At 37.8% G+C, this 21,620-nt stretch carries 17 protein-coding genes; 4 read left to right on the top strand and 13 right to left on the bottom strand.

Features of this window, described 5'->3' with window-relative positions:
• Nucleotides 1-571: 571 nt before the first annotated feature.
• The 10 genes from prfB to H280_RS0119660 all read right to left on the bottom strand — a co-directional run bounded on the left by prfB (nucleotide 572) and on the right by H280_RS0119660 (nucleotide 13,064).
• Nucleotides 572-1,673, bottom strand: a protein-coding gene (gene prfB, locus H280_RS0119705) for a peptide chain release factor 2 (protein ID WP_155895033.1) whose coding sequence is annotated in 2 segments (ribosomal slippage) — nucleotides 572-1,600 and nucleotides 1,602-1,673 — 1,101 coding nt in all. Because the reading frame shifts where the segments join, the coding sequence is not laid out codon by codon here.
• Nucleotides 1,674-1,874: 201 nt separating this feature from the next.
• Nucleotides 1,875-4,385, bottom strand: a complete 2,511-nt coding sequence (gene secA, locus H280_RS0119700; RefSeq protein WP_020062842.1) for a preprotein translocase subunit SecA — start codon at nucleotides 4,383-4,385, stop codon at nucleotides 1,875-1,877.
• Between the two features lie 288 nt (nucleotides 4,386-4,673).
• A complete protein-coding gene (gene hpf, locus H280_RS0119695) occupies nucleotides 4,674-5,216 on the bottom strand; it encodes a ribosome hibernation-promoting factor, HPF/YfiA family (protein ID WP_020062841.1) in 543 nt (180 codons plus the stop codon).
• 322 nt (nucleotides 5,217-5,538) lie between these two features.
• A complete protein-coding gene (locus H280_RS0119690; RefSeq protein ID WP_196810753.1) occupies nucleotides 5,539-5,739 on the bottom strand; it encodes a cold-shock protein in 201 nt (66 codons plus the stop codon).
• A gap of 117 nt (nucleotides 5,740-5,856) precedes the next feature.
• Nucleotides 5,857-7,455, bottom strand: coding sequence for an esterase/lipase family protein (locus tag H280_RS0119685; RefSeq protein ID WP_020062839.1), 1,599 nt, complete (start codon nucleotides 7,453-7,455; stop codon nucleotides 5,857-5,859).
• 350 nt (nucleotides 7,456-7,805) lie between these two features.
• Nucleotides 7,806-8,513 (bottom strand): ComF family protein, encoded by a 708-nt coding sequence (locus tag H280_RS0119680; protein WP_020062838.1) that lies wholly within the window; start codon nucleotides 8,511-8,513, stop codon nucleotides 7,806-7,808.
• Entirely contained in the window at nucleotides 8,513-9,859 is a 1,347-nt protein-coding gene (locus H280_RS0119675; protein ID WP_020062837.1) for a DEAD/DEAH box helicase, read from the bottom strand. Before H280_RS0119675 ends, H280_RS0119680 begins: the two co-directional genes overlap by 1 nt.
• A gap of 129 nt (nucleotides 9,860-9,988) precedes the next feature.
• Complete coding sequence (locus H280_RS0119670; RefSeq protein WP_020062836.1) at nucleotides 9,989-11,161, bottom strand: C40 family peptidase; 1,173 nt, start codon at nucleotides 11,159-11,161, stop codon at nucleotides 9,989-9,991.
• A 459-nt stretch (nucleotides 11,162-11,620) separates the two neighbouring features.
• Nucleotides 11,621-11,935: a winged helix-turn-helix transcriptional regulator gene (locus tag H280_RS0119665; protein ID WP_020062835.1), complete on the bottom strand. Its 315-nt coding sequence runs from the start codon at nucleotides 11,933-11,935 to the stop codon at nucleotides 11,621-11,623.
• Nucleotides 11,936-12,221: 286 nt separating this feature from the next.
• Nucleotides 12,222-13,064: a DegV family protein gene (locus H280_RS0119660; protein WP_020062834.1), complete on the bottom strand. Its 843-nt coding sequence runs from the start codon at nucleotides 13,062-13,064 to the stop codon at nucleotides 12,222-12,224.
• A 317-nt stretch (nucleotides 13,065-13,381) separates the two neighbouring features.
• Here H280_RS0119660 and H280_RS0119655 point away from each other — a divergent pair, with 317 nt between their 5' ends.
• A complete protein-coding gene (locus H280_RS0119655) occupies nucleotides 13,382-14,023 on the top strand; it encodes a YigZ family protein (RefSeq protein WP_020062833.1) in 642 nt (213 codons plus the stop codon).
• Nucleotides 14,024-14,046: 23 nt separating this feature from the next.
• Complete coding sequence (locus H280_RS0119650; RefSeq protein ID WP_020062832.1) at nucleotides 14,047-15,180, top strand: LCP family protein; 1,134 nt, start codon at nucleotides 14,047-14,049, stop codon at nucleotides 15,178-15,180.
• 51 nt (nucleotides 15,181-15,231) lie between these two features.
• Here H280_RS0119650 and wecB read toward each other — a convergent pair whose 3' ends face one another.
• The 3 genes from wecB to galE all read right to left on the bottom strand — a co-directional run bounded on the left by wecB (nucleotide 15,232) and on the right by galE (nucleotide 18,870).
• Nucleotides 15,232-16,347, bottom strand: coding sequence for a non-hydrolyzing UDP-N-acetylglucosamine 2-epimerase (gene wecB, locus H280_RS0119645; protein ID WP_020062831.1), 1,116 nt, complete (start codon nucleotides 16,345-16,347; stop codon nucleotides 15,232-15,234).
• Between the two features lie 96 nt (nucleotides 16,348-16,443).
• The gene (locus H280_RS0119640) at nucleotides 16,444-17,769 is read right to left on the bottom strand and encodes a UDP-glucose dehydrogenase family protein (protein ID WP_020062830.1); all 1,326 of its coding nucleotides are present in this window, start codon (nucleotides 17,767-17,769) and stop codon (nucleotides 16,444-16,446) included.
• 114 nt (nucleotides 17,770-17,883) lie between these two features.
• Nucleotides 17,884-18,870, bottom strand: a complete 987-nt coding sequence (galE, locus tag H280_RS0119635) for a UDP-glucose 4-epimerase GalE (RefSeq protein WP_020062829.1) — start codon at nucleotides 18,868-18,870, stop codon at nucleotides 17,884-17,886.
• Between the two features lie 386 nt (nucleotides 18,871-19,256).
• Here galE and H280_RS0119625 point away from each other — a divergent pair, with 386 nt between their 5' ends.
• Nucleotides 19,257-20,327: a glycosyltransferase family 4 protein gene (locus H280_RS0119625; RefSeq protein ID WP_020062828.1), complete on the top strand. Its 1,071-nt coding sequence runs from the start codon at nucleotides 19,257-19,259 to the stop codon at nucleotides 20,325-20,327.
• Between the two features lie 153 nt (nucleotides 20,328-20,480).
• Nucleotides 20,481-21,245, top strand: coding sequence for a polysaccharide deacetylase family protein (locus H280_RS0119620; protein WP_020062827.1), 765 nt, complete (start codon nucleotides 20,481-20,483; stop codon nucleotides 21,243-21,245).
• The last annotated feature ends 375 nt before the right edge of the window (nucleotides 21,246-21,620 follow it).

Here is a 21,620-nt window from a genome sequence, read left to right as displayed (position 1 = left end):
CCCACTATTAATTGATCCCTCAATAGCATTATAATGATTTCCCTACAATTTCAAAACTTACCTGCGCACCTAAAATTATCCTAAATTCAGGTGGTCTCTTGCAAGCTCAAGGCTTTCCAGCAATTGTTTCAATTTCGTGAACAAATGATAGGATGCAAAAAAATAAAGGTTTTCTATATAAGTTCATTGCTATGCCGAACAAAACATTACTCAAACTTGCTTTCTCCCTTTATTTTAACATTGCACGTGACAGAAAAAGGCACTGACCGCTCCTATGCATGGCCAGTTGCTCTCGCCTCCCTAAAAAGAAAAGATTTTTTTATGCCGTTCTCTCAATTTGTATTTATATCGTATAAAGACTCCAAAATGCACTCTATTTTTTGTTCTATCACATACAGCATTTTATTATTTTCTACTTTTTACAAAGTAATATACAGCTTGTATGCTACAACTACACCCACCAAAAAGAGAAGTTGCGGTGCAACTTCTCTCCTCTTTCTCTCCCTCTAGATAGAAGGTATGCTTCGCTTTTTCTCACGTATGCGCCAACGCCCTGTTGGCATTTTTTCATTTACGAAATGCGGGAACGTAAATATGCATCAATAAATGCATCAATTTCTCCGTCCATAACCGCTTGAACATTCCCGACCTCTGTATTTGTACGATGATCTTTCACAAGAGAGTATGGATGGAATACGTATGAACGAATTTGACTTCCCCATCCAATTTCTTTTTGTTCACCGCGAATTTCATCAAGCTCTGCTTGTTGTTCTTCTAATTTTTGTTGGTACAGTTTCGCTTTCAACATTTTCATTGCATGTTCACGGTTTTTAATTTGGGAACGCTCAGATTGACATGTTACTACGACATTTGTCGGAATATGTGTAATACGAACAGCTGAGTCAGTTGTATTAATATGCTGTCCACCTGCTCCGCTCGCACGGTACGTATCTATTTTTAAATCCTCTGTACGTATTTCAATTTCAATATCATCGTTAAACTCTGGTACCACTTCACAAGATACGAACGATGTATGACGACGACCAGATGAATCGAATGGTGAAATACGAACAAGACGATGCACACCTTTTTCTGCTTTTAAATAACCGTAAGCATTATGTCCTTTAATTAATAACGTAACACTTTTAATCCCAGCTTCATCTCCAGGAAGATAATCTAACGTTTCTACTTTAAAGCCGCGTTTTTCTGCCCAGCGTGTATACATACGAAGCAGCATAGAACCCCAATCTTGTGATTCTGTTCCGCCTGCACCTGGATGCAACTCTAAAATAGCATTATTCTTGTCGTGTTCTTCGTTTAGTAATAATTGAAGTTCGTATTCGTTCATATCGGCAGATAAAATTTTCACTTCCGATTCAAGCTCCGCATGTAATTCTTCATCGTATTCTTCTTTTACAAGTTCATGTGTTACTTCTAGATTTTCAAACGTTTCATTAAGCGTGTTAAACTTACCAACCATATCTTTTAAAGCATTCGCTTCATTAATAACGGTTTGCGCACTCTTTTGATCATCCCAAAAGCTTGCACCCATCATAACTTCTTCTAGTTCTGCGATTCGCTTTTCTTTTCCAGCGAGGTCAAAGAGACCCCCTAAACGCCGCTAATCTCTTAGCCATTTTCTCTAGTTCTTGTCTAATTTCTACTAATTCCATTTTTGTCACCTCTATGTAATTACTTCATTTATTCCATACGAAAAAGCGGTAAGCCTTTTGCTACTTTACCACCCTAGCAACAAGGCAAACTCTCTCTGCTTTTGCGAGAGAGAGTTCATCTCTTGTTATTATATGAATGTTTATTAAAAAATTCCATTCACGAGAAAAACATTCTATTCGAGCCGCTTCCGCTTTTCTTTATTACTTCCCGATTCCACAGCAGTTTTTGTATTTTTTCCCGCTGCCACATGTGCATAAGTCGTTGCGGCCTGTTTGGTCATTTTTTACGACTGGTTTTTTCTTTGCAAGTTCGTCGCCATCTGTTGGATGAACCGCTTCTCCTTGCGCTACTTCTTGACGTTCTAAGTTTTGTTCGATTTCCGCTTTCATGATGTAACGAGAAATTTCTTCTTCAATAGAAGCAATCATCGCTTCAAACATCGCAAAGCCTTCCATTTGATATTCGCGAAGTGGATCAATTTGACCGTACGCACGTAAATGAATACCCTCACGTAAGTGATCCATTGCATCGATGTGATCCATCCATTTCGAGTCTACAACGCGGAATACAACTACTTTTTCAAATTCACGTATTTGCGCTTCCGGCATTTGCGCTTCCTTCTCGTCGTAGTGTGCTTTCACTTTCGCAAAGATGCTATCAATCATTTCTTCTGGCGCTAAGCGGCGTAATTCTTCTTCTTTCACATCACCGTCTTGTAGAAGAGTTGCATTTAAGTACTCAACAAGACCAGCAATGTTCCACTCTTCTTCTAATTCCTCTTGCGTATGAAGAGCTACCGCACGCTCTACTGTAGAATGCATCATTCCTTCAATAATGCCGCGCAGGTTCTCTGATTCCATTACATCTTGACGTTGCTTGTAAATAACTTCACGCTGCTGGCGAAGTACATCGTCGTATTGAAGAAGCTGCTTACGCGCATCGTAGTTATTACCTTCTACTCGTTTTTGTGCAGATTCAACAGCACGAGATACCATTTTACTTTCGATTGGCTGTGTATCATCCATACCTAAGCGATCCATCATCGCTTTCATATTGTCAGCACCAAAACGACGCATCAGTTCATCCTCCATTGATAGGTAGAACTGCGTTACACCCGCATCTCCTTGACGTCCTGAACGACCGCGCAGCTGATTATCGATGCGTCGGCTTTCATGACGCTCTGTACCGATAACAGCTAAACCACCGACTTCACGTACGCCTTCTGCAAGTTTAATATCCGTACCACGTCCAGCCATGTTTGTCGCGATTGTCACCGCACCTTGATGACCTGCTTCAGCAACAATTTCTGCTTCACGTGCATGGTTTTTCGCATTTAAGACATTATGACGTACACCTTTTCTCGTTAACATCTTCGAAATCAACTCAGATGTTTCAATTGCTACTGTACCAACAAGAACAGGTTGTCCATTTTTATGACGCTCAACAATATCGTTTACAACGGCGTTAAATTTCCCTTCCATCGTTTTGAAAATTAAATCTGCACGGTCGTCACGAACAATTGGCTTATTCGTCGGAATCACAATAACCTGCATATTATAAATGTTACGGAATTCTTCCTCCTCTGTTTTCGCTGTACCTGTCATCCCAGAAAGCTTCTCATACATACGGAAGTAGTTTTGGAATGTGATTGTCGCAAGCGTCATACTTTCATTTTGAATTTCTACACCTTCTTTTGCCTCAATCGCTTGATGCAATCCTTCGCTGTAGCGGCGGCCTTTCATAAGACGACCTGTAAATTGGTCAACAATTACGATTTCGCCCTCTTGCACAACATAATCTGTATCACGCTGCATGACAACGTGAGCGCGAAGCGCTTGATTAATATGGTGAAGAAGCGCTACATGTTTTAAATCAAATAAGTTTTCAATGTGGAACGATTTTTCTGCTTTGTTAATTCCTTCTTCTGTCAACATAACATTTTTCGTTTTCACATCAAACGTATATTCTTTTTCATTTGTTAACGTACGCACAAATGCATTGGCAAATATATATAATTCTGCAGATTTTTGCGCTTGTCCAGAAATGATGAGCGGTGTACGTGCTTCATCAATTAAAATGGAATCTACCTCATCGATGATGGCAAAGTGCAGTGGACGCTGTACACACTGCTCTTTATAAAGCACCATGTTGTCACGTAAGTAGTCGAATCCAAGCTCATTATTCGTGCTGTACGTAATATCAGCAGCATACGCAGCTTGCTTCTCTTCTCGTGACATATGGTTTAAATTGATACCAACTGTTAAACCAAGGAACTCATGTAGTTGTCCCATTTCACCTGCGTCACGCTGTGCTAAATATTCATTGACTGTAACAACGTGAACACCTTTTCCTGTTAGAGCATTTAAGTATACTGGTAAAGTAGAAGTTAACGTTTTACCTTCCCCTGTTTTCATCTCAGAGATATTCCCTTCATGCAGGGCAATACCACCCATTAACTGAACAGGGTATGGACGCATACCAAGCACACGTGTTGCCGCTTCACGTACAACAGCAAAAGCTTCTGGTAACAAATCATCTACTGTTTCACCTTTTGTTATTCTCTCTTTAAACTCTACTGTTTTTCCTTTTAACTGTTCATCTGTCAGTGGTGACATTTGATCTGCTAATGCTTCTATTTTATCCACGGTTTTTTGCATACGTTTTACTTGACGTTCATTTGTATCAAACACCTTTTTTAAAATACCGATCATGAGAATACGCTCCTCTTTTATTAAAATAAAACTCCCATCAGTGTCTTCTTCCTTTCACTGATTGGTCGCTAATAACACTCAATTTCATGTTTGTATAAAAAATAGAATTGTTTCGCCTACTAAAAAAGTGTAAACCTACTGACAATTGTAACACTTGTTTTATATGTATGACAACAAATCGACTAAATGCATCTATGCATCTTTGGGAAAACAAAACAGCAATCCGCTCCCATTCCTATACAACCTAAAAAAAACGCAGCCATGACAGCTGCGTTTTCTTTTATATGATTATTTAGTTTCAATTAAACCATATTTTCCATCTTTACGGCCATATACAACATTTGTTTCATTTGTTTCTGAATTTGTAAAGACGAAGAAGTTATGACCTAACATATCCATTTGTAAAATCGCTTCTTCTACATCCATTGGTTTTAAGTCAAATCGTTTTGTACGGACAAGCTCTAACTCATCTTCAGCAACCTCTTCTTGCACAGCTGATTGATCTGGAAGAATCAACATTGCTTTTACAGAGCCTTTCTCACGCAACTTACGATTTACTTTTGTTTTATGTTTACGAATTTGTCTTTCCAGTTTATCTACTACTAAATCAATAGCAGCGTACATATCACCATTTGTTTCTTCAGCGCGAAGTAATAAATCTGGAAACGGGATTGTTACTTCCACCCTTTGCTTGTCAGAGTATACTTTTAAGTTTACCTTAATTTCTGGAAAAGTATCGAAATAGCGTTCTAACTTACTTAATTTTTTCTCTACATATTCCTTTAATGCTGGAGTTACTTCAATATTTTCACCGCGAATGTTGAATTTCATAGATGAACTCCTCCTTTCAAGCCTATGTATAAGGTTTTCGACAAATGTATCAAAAACCCTTCCTACATTTTTAAAAATTTTGATAAAATCGATATTTTTTTATCGATTTTTGTAGAAAAGAAAATGTATTATCTTTCCTACTCTTATTTTATCCTATTCACATCGTACTTACAGTATGCAGGTGTGAAGAATCGGTTACAAAATTGCTACAACTTTTTGACAACGCTTTCTTTATAATAAAACCTCCGTTAGCTATGCAACGGAGGTTCGCTTATGTGAAACGCTGGTCCTTATGGCGCACCATGTTTCTCAAATAAAATGATTATAACTTTACAACGTTTGCCGCTTGCGGACCACGCGCGCCGTCTACAATCTCAAATTCTACTTTTTGTCCCTCTTCTAACGTTTTATATCCATCGTCCTGAATCGCAGAAAAATGAACGAAAACATCCTCTCCGCCATCGCGCTCGATAAACCCAAAACCTTTTTCTGAATTAAACCATTTTACTTTTCCTTGCATGATCGTTCCATTCCCTTCAATCTTAAAATAAAGGCATCGCCCCATACTTTGACTATAACGAATTAGAAAACGGAAAGTCAAAGAAGACTTATCGTCTTTTTATTGTATCTTTCGACATATCTATTTCTCAATATACACAGAACGCACAACCGTCCGAGTATATGCTTTCCCTTCTTTATTTTTCCCTTTAATATCGATCGTTACGTTATACACACCTGATTTTTCAACATTCGGCAACTTCCCGGTAAATGTAGCTGCACTTTCTTTTTGCAGTTTATTAGATTGCGAGACTAACTTTCCATCTCGGTCTACAACATGCACATCAAAAGATACGTTTTCTTGCTGCAAAGCGCGCTTTTGAGATTTTGTTAACTTAAACTCCGCTTTCCCTTGTTTCACTTTACCTGGCATTTCTAACGTAAACGGTGCCGCTTGTTTATAATTCGCAAGCATCAAATATGCGTCGTTCTTTTTCTCTGACATCATTTTCAAACGCCACTCGCCTTCTTCCATTTGATCTACTTGGAATGTTCGAATCGTCGCTCCATTAAAATAAGCATATTCTTCTCCAACTGTCGCTTTACTGCTTTGATTTGTATACACCTTACCAGAAGGAGCAATAAGTTGTATTTGCACATTTGGATTTGCAGTCAATACAGAAACGCTTCCATCTGTTACAGTATCCACCGCAAAAGTTTGTTCCACCCAGCTATTTGCCTGGAGATGCCCTCCGAGTACCGTTTGATTCGCATTAACAGCCAGATTCTCCTGTGATTCCTCAATTATATTTTCACTTACCATAGAGGGCGATGGTGCAGCACTACGCAAATAAGGCTCAATCCGTGAAAATACAGCTGATCCCATCCGAATGCTATCATGATCAAGACTAGAATCTGTAAATAGATGTTTTCCATAAGGTAGTTTCGTACTCCATTCGTTAACTAACCCATCATTCCCACCATACCAAGAGAGGTAAAATCCGCCCACGGACAATGCAGAGAAGGCTGGTCCCCAACTTGTTCCCGCCACTGTATAATACCGGTTCAACTTAGCGTTTGGATTACTATCCGTTATGTTACGAAACTGCGCCATTTCCCCTGTCTGCAAAGAGTACGTACCCGCATCCTGTTGCCCTAGCAAAGAAGCGAGCCAACCTGCCCACCAGCTATATGCTAAATCTGCTAGATTCGATCCATAATGCGGCGAGGCAAGCGTCACTACATTTCCAACAAAACGGTTGGCACCGTAATGAATAAGCGCTGTTTGCGTATCTGGTCCACCTTTACTATGGGCAACAATATTCACTTTCTTCCCAAAATGATTATAGATTTCCTCCAGCATAGAAGCGAGCAAACGTCCATTATCCCACTCACTCGCTGAACCTTTTCCAGCCGCATCATACAATTGAACAAAAATAGTTTGATATCCTGCCTTATATGCTTTGTTATACATATCGTTCATACCGTGATAAACCGTTTCACCATACCAATCCTTAGCATTTCCATTCTTACCTTGAACGAATACGATAGGTGGTTTATCCGAAGCATGATCAGGAGTTTCCCCTAAAAACCAACTCCCAGGAGTAAACGATTCTGAAGGCGGAAAAATCCCCCCAGATAGTTGCACAGAACTAGCAAAAGCAGATGAAATAGGAAAAGAGCAAGAAATCAAAATCAAAACAGTTAACAATGCAAAGAAACGTCTGAACTTATGAAACATAACAGGCCCCCTTATCGAATTTGAAATTGTCCCATACAATTATGTTATGCACAGGTTTATCCAATCATTTGTAATTTGTTAAATAATAGACACACGATAAAAAGGTTTGTTGAATGAATAACAGCATAATAAACCGTTCGATTCCTTTAATTGACATAATTTTCAAAATTTAAACATAAAAATGTTAATATTTATTATATAATAAACTTACCAAATAACTACCTAGGTAGTTTACCCTGTTTTGTTTGTTAAAATAGTTTACCCTTATTATTATCTCAAAAAGAACTTGCAGTGATTACTACAAGTTCTTTTTGCTTTCTATTTAAGTGTGAAGGAAACCAAATGAAAAATCAGCGGCATAACGTCAAAGCCGAAACATTCTTTGCCCCTCTTTCATAGAAACATTGCGCAGCTTGCCGCACCGTAATACCAGTTGTATACACGTCATCAATTAAGACAATATCCTTTCCATGAAAAGACTCTTCCGCCGCAAAATAAAAAGGCCGCGACCGTCGCAATCGCTCTGCTCTTGTTTTCTTACTTTGCTTCCCTGCATCACCTCTTATAAAAGACGTTTTCATCACCGGAATTGATAAACATGCTGCTAATAATTCAGCTTGATTAAATCCTCGTTCATATCGACGCGATAAGCTAAGCGGGATCGGAACAATACAATCACAATGCAGAAAATTCCGCTGAAAAGCATCAGCAAACGAAGAAGTAAACAGTTGCACAAGGGCTGCATCACCGCGAAACTTAAACCGAGCTAACACTTCTTTCATCCAATCGTTATATACATAGACAGAGCGATTTTTGACATATACATGCCGAAAATACGGATCTTGCCTCCAGCGTAAACAATCGTGACAATATTCCCCTTCTCTATATTCATCCGCTAGACATTGAAACATCCTTCCACAATCCGCACAAATATCCCCTGTAATACGGGAAAATTTTTGTTCACAGTACGTGCATACATAGCTCTTATCTTGTTCAACAAAAAAAGAATACCAGCTTGGCAAAACAGAGACAACATCGTCGCAAAGAAGACAACGCATTAGTCAACTACCCCTTCTTGCTTCGCTCGTTTATTCATCATTTGAATTTGTTTTTGCGCCGCAACCATCGCCTCTGTCTTACCGTAATGAAAATAAATAACATCTCCAGAAGGTGCATGACGACTGCGCCCTGCTCGTCCCGCAATTTGAACGAGTGCACTTTCTGAAAACACTTGCTCTTCTGCCCCTAACACTGCCACTTGTAAATTCGAAACGGTGACGCCGCGCTCTAAAATCGTTGTCGTCACTAATAACGGAATCTCTCCTTTTCGAAACGAAACCACTTTCTCTTTCCGCTTTGCGTCTTCCGCATGCACACCCTCTATACGATGATCAATACATTTTAAAATTGAAACGATTTCTTCTACATAACAAACATGAGGAACAAATAGAAAGATAGGATATTGTTTTTCTAAATAGATGTGGAGCCATCGCAAAATGATAGCAGGTAACGTTTTCTTTTCAATAGATTTTCGCCAATTACCACACCAGCGAAAAAAGGGGACAGGGAGGGGATAACGATGATAGCGAGCTGGAATAATTACACCGTTTTGCTTTCCATTACGGAGTTTTTTTTGCCACTCCCTTGGCGGCGTTGCTGTCAAATAAATAAACGAAGCATTTTCTTTACTAGCAAAGCGAACAGCATATTGCAGCGTGTCATCCATCGAATAAGGAAAGGCATCAATCTCATCCACAATCATCACATCAAACGCCCTATAATAACGAAGAAGTTGATGCGTTGTCGAAATAACAAGCTGCGCATTTTTGGATAAATCATCACTCCCGCCGTATAATGCGCAAATTGAAACAGATGGAAACACTTCTTGTAAACGCGGATAAAGTTCCAGTACAACATCCGTCCGCGGCGTGGCAATACAAATACGTTCTCCCCGGCGCAGCGCTTCTTGTATACCATGAAATAACATCTCTGTTTTCCCCGCTCCGCATACAGCCCAGACGAAAAACGATTCTTTTCGCTCTACCGCCTGAACAATTCCATCCGAAGCCTTTTGCTGCCCTTCTGATAGCTGACCATCCCACTTTAGACAGTTCGTGATCACTTCATTTTGTATCGGGCCAATCCAGCGAACGAGCTTTGTACATTCACTCACCCTTCCCATCATGATACACTTCCGGCAATATGTGCACATCCCATTGCAGCGATAGCATAAAAATGAAAAAAATAGTCGCCGCTCCTTATTTCCGCAGCGCTGACACATATAACGAGAATTTCTCTTTACAACGCCTTTCTCATAACGAATATAACCTTTTTGCTCCAACTGATGCAGTTCTTCTTTCGATACAGATACTTCCTCTAACAGCAATTGACGACCTTCTAACATCTTACTCCCCCTTCCTGCTTTTACTATAAAAACATGGAAAAAGTTTGTAAAAACGCAAAAAAGCCGATAACCTACTCTTAAAATAGTAAGCTATCGACTTTATACACGTATTTTATTTGATTATAAATCCTAGAATCTACCGTATCCTAAGAAATGTTGTCGGTTGTAAGAGCTGCTCAAATCAGAGTATCCAATTCCTTTATCACCAGCGTGAATCATTTGTCCATTTCCAGCATAAATACCAATATGAGATGGACCTGTTTTATACGTATCTTTGAAGAATACTAAATCGCCAGGTTGTGGATCGTTAATGTGCGTCGTAGAATTCCAGTATCCATTTACATCTTGGCGACCTACACCGTAAACGTAAGCAATGAAACCACTGCAGTCAAATCCGCCGTTAGATGGGCTTGCGCTTCCCCAAACATATGGCATACCAAGGTATTGTTCCGCTTTTCCAATTATACCTGGTTTAGGAGTTGGTGCTGGAGTATCTCCACCTTGTTTTGCTGGCTTAGGCTCTTTAGCTTGTCCGCCACCATTATTTGCTGGTTGTGCCGGTTGCGCTGCTTTTTCAGCTAAACTTTGTAAGTATAGAGCTTGCTTTTCTAAGTCTTTTAATTGACTCTCTGTACTAGACATTCCGTTTACAACCGTTTGCATTTTTGCACCTAACTCATCTACTGCTGCTTGCTTTTTCGCTTTTTCCACATCAAGTTCTTTTTTCGCAGTTTCAATTTTCGCTTGTGCATCTTTTAATTCTTTTTGTTTATCTTTAACAAGCGCTACATCTTTTTTCACTTTTTCTTGATCATTTTGTTGCGTTTTCATAATGTCTTCGTCAGACTCAAGAATTTGTGAAACAGAAGTTAAACGATCGATTAAATCTGCAAAGCTTTTAGAGTTTACTACTACTTCTGTTACAACGTTCGTATTTGGCTTCTCTTGAAGAGCAACTAAACGCTTTTTCAATAATTCTTCACGCTGTGCAATTTTCGTTTGTAAATCTGCAATCTCTTTATCTTTTTGTTCAATTGTTTTTTGCGCTTCTGCTACTTGCTTTACCGTCTCAGCAAGTTTCGCTTCGTTCTCTTGAACAGACTTATCTAATCCTTGAATTGTCTTCTTTAATTCATCCATTTGTTTTTGGATGTCATCACGTTCTTGTTGTTGTTTATGTAAAGTGTCTTTTTGTTGTTGAATTTGTGTACTTACATCTTCAGCAAATGCATTTGGTGTTACTACTGAAAACATCATAAATCCTGCCGCTAATGCGCAAGATGCGATTTTAATTTTTTTCATTATGTTCGACACCGCTTTCTTTTTTCTTATTTTCCCGAATTTATCTAATAAATTTATACCATAATTACCAGTGTTTTTTTGTAATGTTACGCTTTTGTAAAAGAAATGTAATATTGTGCTTGTAGTTTTTTGACATTTCTGTTCTAATCTTGTTTTTTATTGTAGAGAAACAAGGAAATGAAACGATAATCCTTTTTCTTTTGTCGGACAATTTCAGTTATTTTACAGTTATGTAACACATTAAAACTCTATTATTATTGCATAGAATAATTTACCAGTCCACCATTTTCCTTCATTATATATAAAGTTATTCGGATTTTAAAATGTAGGATTCACTACTATGCACGACCTAATACCCAATTTGTATTTATAAAAAAATAAAAAGTACAAGAGCACTCTCTTGCACTTTATCCCGCATTAACAGGAAGTAAGACTCCCACTGATGGAAGTTTCACTTTATTAATGAACCCATTTCTCTGCCCATTTTTGCACTTCTTGCATAACACTCTCTAGCGCTTTCCCTTTATCTGTTAAACCATATTCAATGCGCACTGGCACCTCTGGATAAACGGCACGCACAACAATTCCTTCGCTCTCTAATTCCTTTAAACGCTCCGATAACATACGATCGCTCATATTCGGAATAATATCAGCAATTTCGCGGAATCGTTTCGGTTCTTCTAATAATGATTTAATAATTAAACCTGTCCACTTTTTACTAAGAAGCGTAAAAGCAGATTCGAACTTTGGACATAAACACGGATTATGTTCCATACGTTTCACCTCTTGTCTATTATAAAATAGTTTCTTATAAAAAGTAAGTAGTATAACTTATTTTTTATATTTTGTAACTACTCAGTTACTTTATGAAAAAAGGCAGAAAAGCATTTTTTTAAATGGGCGAGAGAGACTGGCATGCCCAAAAATGAATTTATAAGTAATAGAGAAACTCATCTTCACTAGAATTATACCCTTTTCTAAATTTCTAAAAGGTATAGCGGAGTAGTTACTATATTTTTACAAAAAAGCTCTCTACTTTGAAAGAGAGCTTCATTTTTTATTATTTTGTATACCATCCTAAACCAAGTGAACCTTCACCTAAATGTGTGCCAATTACCGGTCCGAAATAACCGATTTTAAATTCAACATGCGGGTATATTTCTTTCAATTCCTGTTCCCACTCTTTTGCTTCTTCTTCGCGATTCGCATGAATAATAACAGCTTCCATCGGGATCCCTTTGCTTGCTTGTTCATCAAAGACTTCTACAATGCGTTTTAACGCTTTTTTACGCGTACGGATTTTTTCAAACGGAATAATAATTTTATCACGGAAATATAATACTGGTTTCACTTGCAATAAACTTCCAATAAATGCTTGTGCACTATTTAAACGGCCGCCGCGCTGCAGATGGTGTAAATCATCAACAACGAAGTACGCATCTATCGTTTTCTTCATTTCATCGAAACGAGCAAGAATCTCTTTCGGACTTTTTCCTTCACTCGCCATTTTTGCACCTTCACGTGCATAAAACCCTTGTACTTCACAGCTAATTTCTGAGTCGTATGTATATACGTCTACTCCTTCTACCATTTGACCAGCTGTTGTTGCCGTCTGATATGTACCACTAATGCCACTAGAAAGATGTATACTAATCACCGCATCATACTCTTTCCCTAGCTCTTCAAATAATGTAACAAACTCTCCAATAGCTGGTTGCGATGTCTTCGGCAGTTCTTCTTGCTCCCTAACTTTCTCATAAAAATCTTCAGCTGTAATTTCTACTTCTTCTTGATAAGATTCATTTCCGAAAATAACATTCAAAGGAATCATATGTATATGTAATTCTTCACGTACATGTTTTGGTATATATGCCGTACTATCGGTTACAATAGCTATTTTCATTTTCGTACCTACCTTATAAACAGTTTTATTATTTATTGTACATGAAAATGGAAAAAGGTGCATTAAATGACGAAAACGAGAGGAAAAGATTATAAACACTATTTCAACAATTTACAACACAAAAATTCAAATTATAATAGAAAGAGCTAAATTTCTGTAAAAAAGATTTGAAACTCTAAACTAGCCCTTTTAGAATAAAAAGTACTGGTAATTTATCCCGTTCTAATCGACATGAAATATGAACGTAGTCTCCTAGAGATTAACGTCAACTCGGGATCAGATAAAATTGCAATTTACAAAGATAGGAGCGTATATCATTGTTATTACAATATTTCACAGTAAAAGGATATGGCGAACATGAAATAATCATTCAAAAATCTCGCTTTATTTGCTATGTAAACCGCGCAACAACAGAAGAAGAAGCACAAGAATTTATTCAAAAGATTAAAAAGCAACATTGGAACGCAACCCATAATTGCTCTGCCTACTTAATTGGCGAACATGACCAAATTCAAAAAGCAAACGACGACGGAGAGCCGAGTGGTACGGCCGGTGTACCCATTCTAGAAGTATTAAAGAAGCGTCACTTAAAAGATACTGTCGTCGTTGTCACACGCTATTTTGGGGGCATTAAACTCGGAGCGGGTGGTTTAATTCGTGCATATGGAAAATGTACAAGTGAAGGTCTCAATCATATCGGCATCGTTGAACGAAAACTGATGCGCGTCATGAAAACAGAAATTGACTATACATTACTTGGAAAAGTTGAACATGAACTACGTAACTCCATATATGCTATTAAAGATATACATTACTTAGATCATGTTACATTCGATACGTATGTGGAGGAAGACAAAAAACAATCCTTCACAGAATGGATGATTGAAATCACAAATGGGAAATGTACAATTAACGAAGATGAGATGCTATATTTAGAACAAGATATAGCTCAACAATAAATATCATTTAAAGGAGATTATTTATGGAAGATCGTTATCATCATCTCCAGAATAGAAAAGCGAAAAAGAAAAGAAGACGCAAAGGATTCATATTCCTCATTTTTGCTCTCCTTATTGGAGGCGCAGGGGTTTATGCTTATAATTCCTATTCCTCTTTAATGGGCATTTATAGCGGTATGAAGCATGATAAATCGAAACTCCGTACAGAAGATGTAGAAATTACGAAAGAACCATTTAGTCTTTTAATTATGGGAATTGAAGATTACGCGACAGGCGGCGAAAACGGGCGAACCGATTCCTTAATGTTTGCAACAATTAATCCAAATTCCAAACAAGTATCCTTAATGAGTATCCCGCGTGATTCGCGCGTAACAATCGTTGGACGCGACAAGAAGGATAAAATAAATGCTGCTCATGCCTACGGCGGTGAAAAAATGACTATTGAAACCGTACAAAATTTCTTAAAAGTACCTGTCGATCATTATATAAAAATAGACTTTAAAGGATTTAAAGGTATCGTCGATGCTGTTGGCGGCGTTACAGTCGATGTTCCATTTGATTTTTGGGAACGATCTGATGTGAACTATTATAAAAAGATTGAGTTTAAAAAAGGACAACAGCATTTAAACGGAGAAGAAGCATTAGCTTATGTTCGGATGAGAAAGCAAGATCCAAATGGTGATTTTGGACGCGCAACTCGTCAACGTCAAGTACTTGCAGCGGTCGTACATGAATTAAACTCACCTTCTACCGTATTTAAGATAAATGACCTTGCAAAAGCAATTGGAAAATACATCAAAACAGATATACCTGTATCCGATGGTCTTGCACTCTACAAAAAATTCTCTGGGTTTGATGCATCTAGCATTCAAACAGTAAAACTGGAAGGCGAAGATAAGAAAATAGATGGAATTTATTATTTCATTCCAAATGAACTAAACATCCAAGAAGTTCGCCATACCTTTAATCAAAACTTAAAAATACCAGATCCTGCGTCAAATACGCAAGAGCAATCTGAACCAAAAGAACCGGCTAACCAAACGAACGGTTCAAATACAGAACAAGAATCAGCTAAATCTAACCAACATTCGAATACACAAAAGACACCGTCATCCAATCAGCAAGAAAATGATGAATGGCAAATGTCTCCGGAATAAGAAGAAGCTGTCTCCTTGAAAGGAGGCAGCTTCTTCTTATTCTAATATGCATTATTTATTAAAATGTTCAACAATCGCTTTTACAATACGTTCTGATGCATGGCCATCACCGTATGGATTCGATGCTTTTGCCATTGCACTGTGTGCTTCTGCATCTGATAATAACTCGTTTGCTAAGTTGAAAATTGTTTCTTCATCTGTACCAGCAAGCTTTAATGTACCTGCTTCAATACCTTCTGGACGCTCTGTTGTATCACGAAGAACAAGAACTGGCACACCAAGTGATGGCGCTTCTTCTTGCACACCGCCAGAATCTGTTAACATTAAGTGTGAGCGGGCAGCAAAGTTATGGAAGTCAATTACATCAAGCGGTTCGATTAAATGAATACGATTGTGCTCACCTAAAATTTCGCCTGCAATTTCACGAACAACAGGATTCATATGTACTGGATATACAACTTGTACGTCTTCATGTGTTTCAACAAGACGTTTAATTGCACGGAACATATTACGCATCGGCTCACCTAAATTTTCACGACGATGTGCTGTCATAAGAACAAGGCGATCATCCCCAACCTTCTCTAACACCGGATGTGTATACGATTCTTTTACTGTCGTTGTTAACGCATCAATTGCTGTATTTCCTGTAATAAAAATATTTGCCTCTTTTTTATTCTCTTGTTGTAAGTTTGTTGCAGACTTCGCTGTTGGTGCAAAATGAAGATCTGCCATTACACCCGTTAATTGACGGTTCATTTCTTCTGGATATGGAGAATATTTATCCCATGTACGAAGGCCAGCTTCCACATGACCAATTGGTATCTGATTATAAAAGGCAGCGAGACTTGCAATAAATGTCGTTGTTGTATCACCATGTACAAGAACGATGTCCGGTTTCGCTTCTTTCATAACCTTATCTAAACCTTCTAAGCCACGAGTTGTAATATCAATTAACGTTTGACGGTCTTTCATAATATTTAAATCATAATTGGGCTTAATACCAAAAATGTCTAGCACTTGATCCAGCATTTGACGATGTTGTGCTGTTACAGTCACAATAGACTCAATTTGCTGTGAATGTTTTTGCAATTCTAACACGAGAGGGGCCATTTTGATAGCTTCCGGACGCGTTCCAAAAATCGTCATTACTTTAATGCGTTCTGTCATATTCAATTCCTCTCTTCTTTCAGTTTCTCAATTCGTCATGTACGACAACACTTGTTATTATATATGAGAATCCAAAATGACAAAAGGAAATATTTCCTAAAAAACATGTGAAACATTACGCTTTCGAACGACCTTTCTGCCAATGGAATAGTAATCAATTGCATATCTCTCCGCTTCTTCTAGCACATAACAATTCCTTCCGTCAAACACAATCGGTTCATTCATAAGCTGTACGTATTTCGCAATCGGATACGTTCGAATACTTTCCCACTCCGTTACAATAAATGCTGCGTCCGCTTTTATAATCGCTTCGCTTATATTCACGCTATATTGTACGCGATTCATAAAAATACGCTTTGCATGTACAATTGCCTTCGGATCATACACAATAACGTGAGCACCTCGTTCCAATAGCTGCTCAATAATGAGAAGAGACGGGGCCTCCCGTATATCGTCTGTATTTGGTTTAAATGAAAGACCGAGAACGGCGACTCGTTTCCCTTGTAAATTCATGACTTTTTCTGCTTTTTCCACAAGTGAAGCTTGTTGCTTATTATTCACTTCAATGACCGCTTTTAGCAGCCGAAAATCATGTGCCACATTCCCTGCAATTTGCACAAGTGCATTTGTGTCTTTCGGAAAACAAGAACCGCCATATCCAATACCCGCTTGCAGAAAGTGCGGACCAATTCGTTTATCAATCCCCATCCCAGCTGCCACTTCTGTCACATTAGCTTGTACTTTTTCACATATGTTTGAAATCTCATTGATAAAGCTAATTTTCGTTGCTAAAAAAGCATTCGATGCGTACTTAATCATCTCCGCACTACGTATATCCGTTGTAAACACTTCAATTGGCAACGTCTTATAAAGATCGGCAACCCGATTCGCAACCTCTGTTGTTTCTGCTCCAATTATAATACGATCACCATGAAAGAAATCATGCACCCCGCAGCCTTCTCGTAAAAATTCCGGATTTGATACAAGCTGGACACTTATATTTGTTTGTAATGACCTCTGAATCCATTCCTTCATCGCATCATTTGTTCCAACTGGAACCGTACTTTTTGTTACGACGATTACATCTTGTTTTGCATGCATCCCAATATCACAGCACACATTTATAATATGTGTTAAATTTGCAGATCCATCTGAGTAAGAAGGTGTACCAACCGCCACAAAAATATAATCAACTGCCTCGTAAGCTTCTTCTCTCTTTGAAGTAAACGATAGTTTCTGTTTCCAAACGGCATCTTCCAATAATTTTTGTAACCCTGGTTCATATATCGGCAATTCATTTTCTTCTAGCAACCGTATTTTTTGTTCGTTAATATCAAAACAAGTCACAGAGTGCCCAAGCGTTGCAAGTCCAATCCCTGTCACTAACCCAACATACCCAGTACCTACCACGGTAATTTTCATACATACACCTCCTTCTTATGGTTTGTTTCCCTTTATTATATGAAACATCCTTCGTTTCATCTTTTAAGCTTTTGCAAAAAACAAGTCAGCTGCAGGTGAGCAGCTGACTTGTTTTTACTTACTATATCCATTCGGATGAGATGTATGCCATTCCCAAGCTGTTTGAATCATTTCTTCAAGCGAATATTTCGCCTTCCAACCTAATTCGTTATAAATCTTTTCTGATGAAGCGATAAGCGTTGCTGGATCTCCAGCACGGCGCTCTGCGTGAATCACATTTGCTTTCTTCTCAGTGACACGTTCACACGTTTCAATCACTTCTTTTACAGAAAAGCCTTTTCCGTTTCCTAAGTTGTATATTTCATTTGTTTTTTGTTCATTTTGTAAACTTTGCAGTGCTAAAATGTGCGCCGCCGCTAAGTCTGTCACATGAATATAATCGCGAATACAAGTGCCATCATGTGTATCATAATCTGTACCAAAGACAGCAATCGATTCACGTTTTCCTAATAAGTGCTGAAGCACAAGCGGAATTAAATGTGTCTCTGGCGTATGATCTTCTCCAATTGTTCCCGATACATGAGCCCCCGCTGCATTAAAGTAACGAAGCACAACATATTTCAGGCCATAAGCTGCATGGAAATCTTGTAAAATATGCTCAACCATTAATTTAGAACGTCCGTATGTATTGATTGGATTTGTTGCAGTCTTTTCTGTAATCATATCTGTCTCCGGAATTCCGTACGTTGCCGCTGTTGAAGAGAAGATAAATGATGTTACGCCATGTTCCATCATTTTCTCAAGCAACGTAATCGTTGCCGTCACGTTATTTTTATAATATTTCAATGGATTGGAAACAGATTCACCAACAAGACTATTTGCCGCAAAATGCATAACAGCATCAATAGAATAGTTACTAAATACACGATCTAAATCTGCCGCGTTACTTAAATCTCCTACTTCTAAGATTGCTCTCTCATCAACACTTTCACGATGACCAGTTGATAAGTTATCTAATACAACTACTTCAAATTTTTGATCTAACAATTGTTTAACTGTATGACTTCCAATGTATCCTGCTCCGCCAACAACTAAAATCATGGTTTCTCCCCCTATAAAAAATATATCATTCTATAGCTCCATATTTATTATAAAGCAATTTCTATCTGTAAAATCAATTTCTCCTAATCGCAACAAAAAGGCATTCACCTTTACTCTACCATGACCTTCATATAACATTTACCATCACCCTTAAATAGGAAACATACATATTTTTCTGTAAAATATCCATATTAAGACTAATTTTCATCAATACTTCGCTTTTAAAATGTCATATATTTCAGTTATTACAAATTGAAGTCAGGCGAAAAAAAGATTGAATTCCACTCTTTTTATGATACCATATGTTATGAGCCAAAAACATATATTGACTTTTTAAGCAAAAGAGAGAGACTTCAATACGTTAAAATATAAAAGGTGGGGTATTAATGGACTCACGAATCATTTATGCAGTTTTGGCATCTTTCATTACCGTACTGATTGCTACCCCTTTCGTAATTAAGTTAGCAATTAAGATTGGGGCAACAGACAAGCCGAATGCTCGTAAAGTACACCAAAACATTATGCCTCGTCTTGGCGGACTGGCAATCTTTATCGGAGTTGTGATAGGGTGCTTTGTTAGCGGGTTGTATGAACAGCGTATCGTATCGATTAGTATAGGTGCTGTCATCATCATTATCATTGGAATATTAGATGATATGTATGAATTATCTGCAAAAGTAAAATTCGGCGGACAACTTGCAGTCGCATTGTTAATCGTGAAAAACTTACAAATACCAGTGCTTTACATTCCAATTTTAGGAGAAACTGAACTTGGATGGCTATCTTATCCAATTACAGTCTTTTGGATTGTCGGTATTACAAACGCTATTAATTTAATTGACGGACTTGACGGATTATCAGCTGGCATATCTTCCATTGTTCTTGCAACGTTAGCTTACATGGCTGCTACGAGCGTTACTGGTGCCGGTAGTGCAATCATTTTACCGCTTGCGCTCATCGTATTAGCAAGTACAATTGGATTTTTATTCTATAACTTCCATCCAGCGAAAATCTTTATGGGAGATACAGGGGCACTGTTTTTAGGATATTGTATTGCGGTGCTATCACTACTTGGACTATACAAAAGCGTAACATTGTTTAGTTTTATCGTTCCAATCATTATTTTAGGAGTACCAATCTTTGATACAACATTTGCGATTATTCGCCGCGTTGTAAATAAGAAACCAATTTCAGCACCAGATAAATCGCATTTGCATCACCGCTTACTAGCAATAGGATTCTCTCATCGAACAACGGTGCTAATTATTTATGCATTTGGTATTTTCTTTAGTGTGAATGCCATTATTTTTTCAAAAGCAACATTATGGCTCTCGATTGTTCTTCTATTCCTTCTTATTTTAATTACTGAAATTGTGGCAGAGATTATCGGCCTTGTCCATGATCGCTATAAACCAATTATTTCAGTCTATAAAAAAGTAAAAAGACGTGAAGAATAAAAGTAGTATAACCAATACAATCTAAAAATATGCAAACAGGACGATCTCTGCAAAGAAATTCTCCTGTTTTTTTGTTTTCCAAAATATAGTTCGTTTGAGAATGTCCCCCTTGGAGCAAGATAACAGTACAATCTTCAGATTAGGGTGAGCATCATGATTAAGCGAACACTTTTATTTATTTGTTTGTTTTCTACTATCATCTTATGTTTTCTATCACCTATGCAGGCTGCCGTTGTACCTTCACATGAGAATCGCCCTATCTCTCATTCTGAAACACAACTGCCACGTCAATATACAGCTGCTCCGCAAACAAAAGTGGCTTATTTGACATTCGATGATGGACCAAACAAATACACATCACAAATTTTAAACATTTTAAAGCAAAAAAACGGAAAAGCAACCTTCTTTGTTATCGGTGGCCGCGTCTCTCGTTATCCTCAAACAACAAAACGAGTCATTGAAGAAGGTCACTATTTAGGATTACATAGTATGTCTCATAATGCAAAATCCCTTTATAACGGTGATCCCTCTATTTTAGTTTCTGAAATGGAACAGGCCCGGGAAATTGTTCGGGCCATCACTGGAATTGACACGCATCTCGTTCGCGTTCCGTATGGCAGCATGCCCTATTTAAAGAAAAATTATCGAGATGCCCTTGTTACAGCTCACTATAAAATGTGGGATTGGACAATTGATACATACGATTGGAAAAGCGCTCATAATCCATCTGCTGTATTAGAACGAGTAATGAATCAAAGTGATAAACCAGTCGAAGTCATTTTAATGCATGATTCAAACGTCACTGTACAAATCTTACCAAAAGTTATTGACTATCTTTATTCACAAGGATATATACTCCTTCCTTATCATCCTTCTTCTCATTCAGAAGTGAACTTTTGGAAAGACGCGAGATTATAACAGCTTTAGTCTCTACTAAAGCTGTTCAACTTTTATATGTATATGGATACAAATTGAAAAACTAACATAAAAAACCTTTTCTTTTTCGGTGGGCGAGAGCAACTGGCGATGCATAGAGGCGGTCAGAGCCTTTTCCTGCCACGTGCAAAGTTTAAAACAAAGATAGACAGCAAGTAGCGGCCATGTTTTGTTCTGCATAGCAACGACTTAGATGTTAAAAAGTCAGTTTGTATTTATATACAATCGCGAAAAAACACTTAAAACATGCAAAAATAAAAACCACTTCAACCAAATGAAAAGTACTTAAAATTAGTTGAAGTAGTTTTTATCATGTATTTCTTTGTTAAAAAGAAAAAGAACAAAAGAAGTCTCAAC

It is taken from the genome of Bacillus sp. 123MFChir2 (assembly GCF_000383235.1).
Taxonomy (GTDB): Bacteria; Bacillota; Bacilli; order Bacillales; family Bacillaceae_G; genus Bacillus_A.
This window is presented reverse-complemented; position numbering and strand designations above follow the sequence as displayed.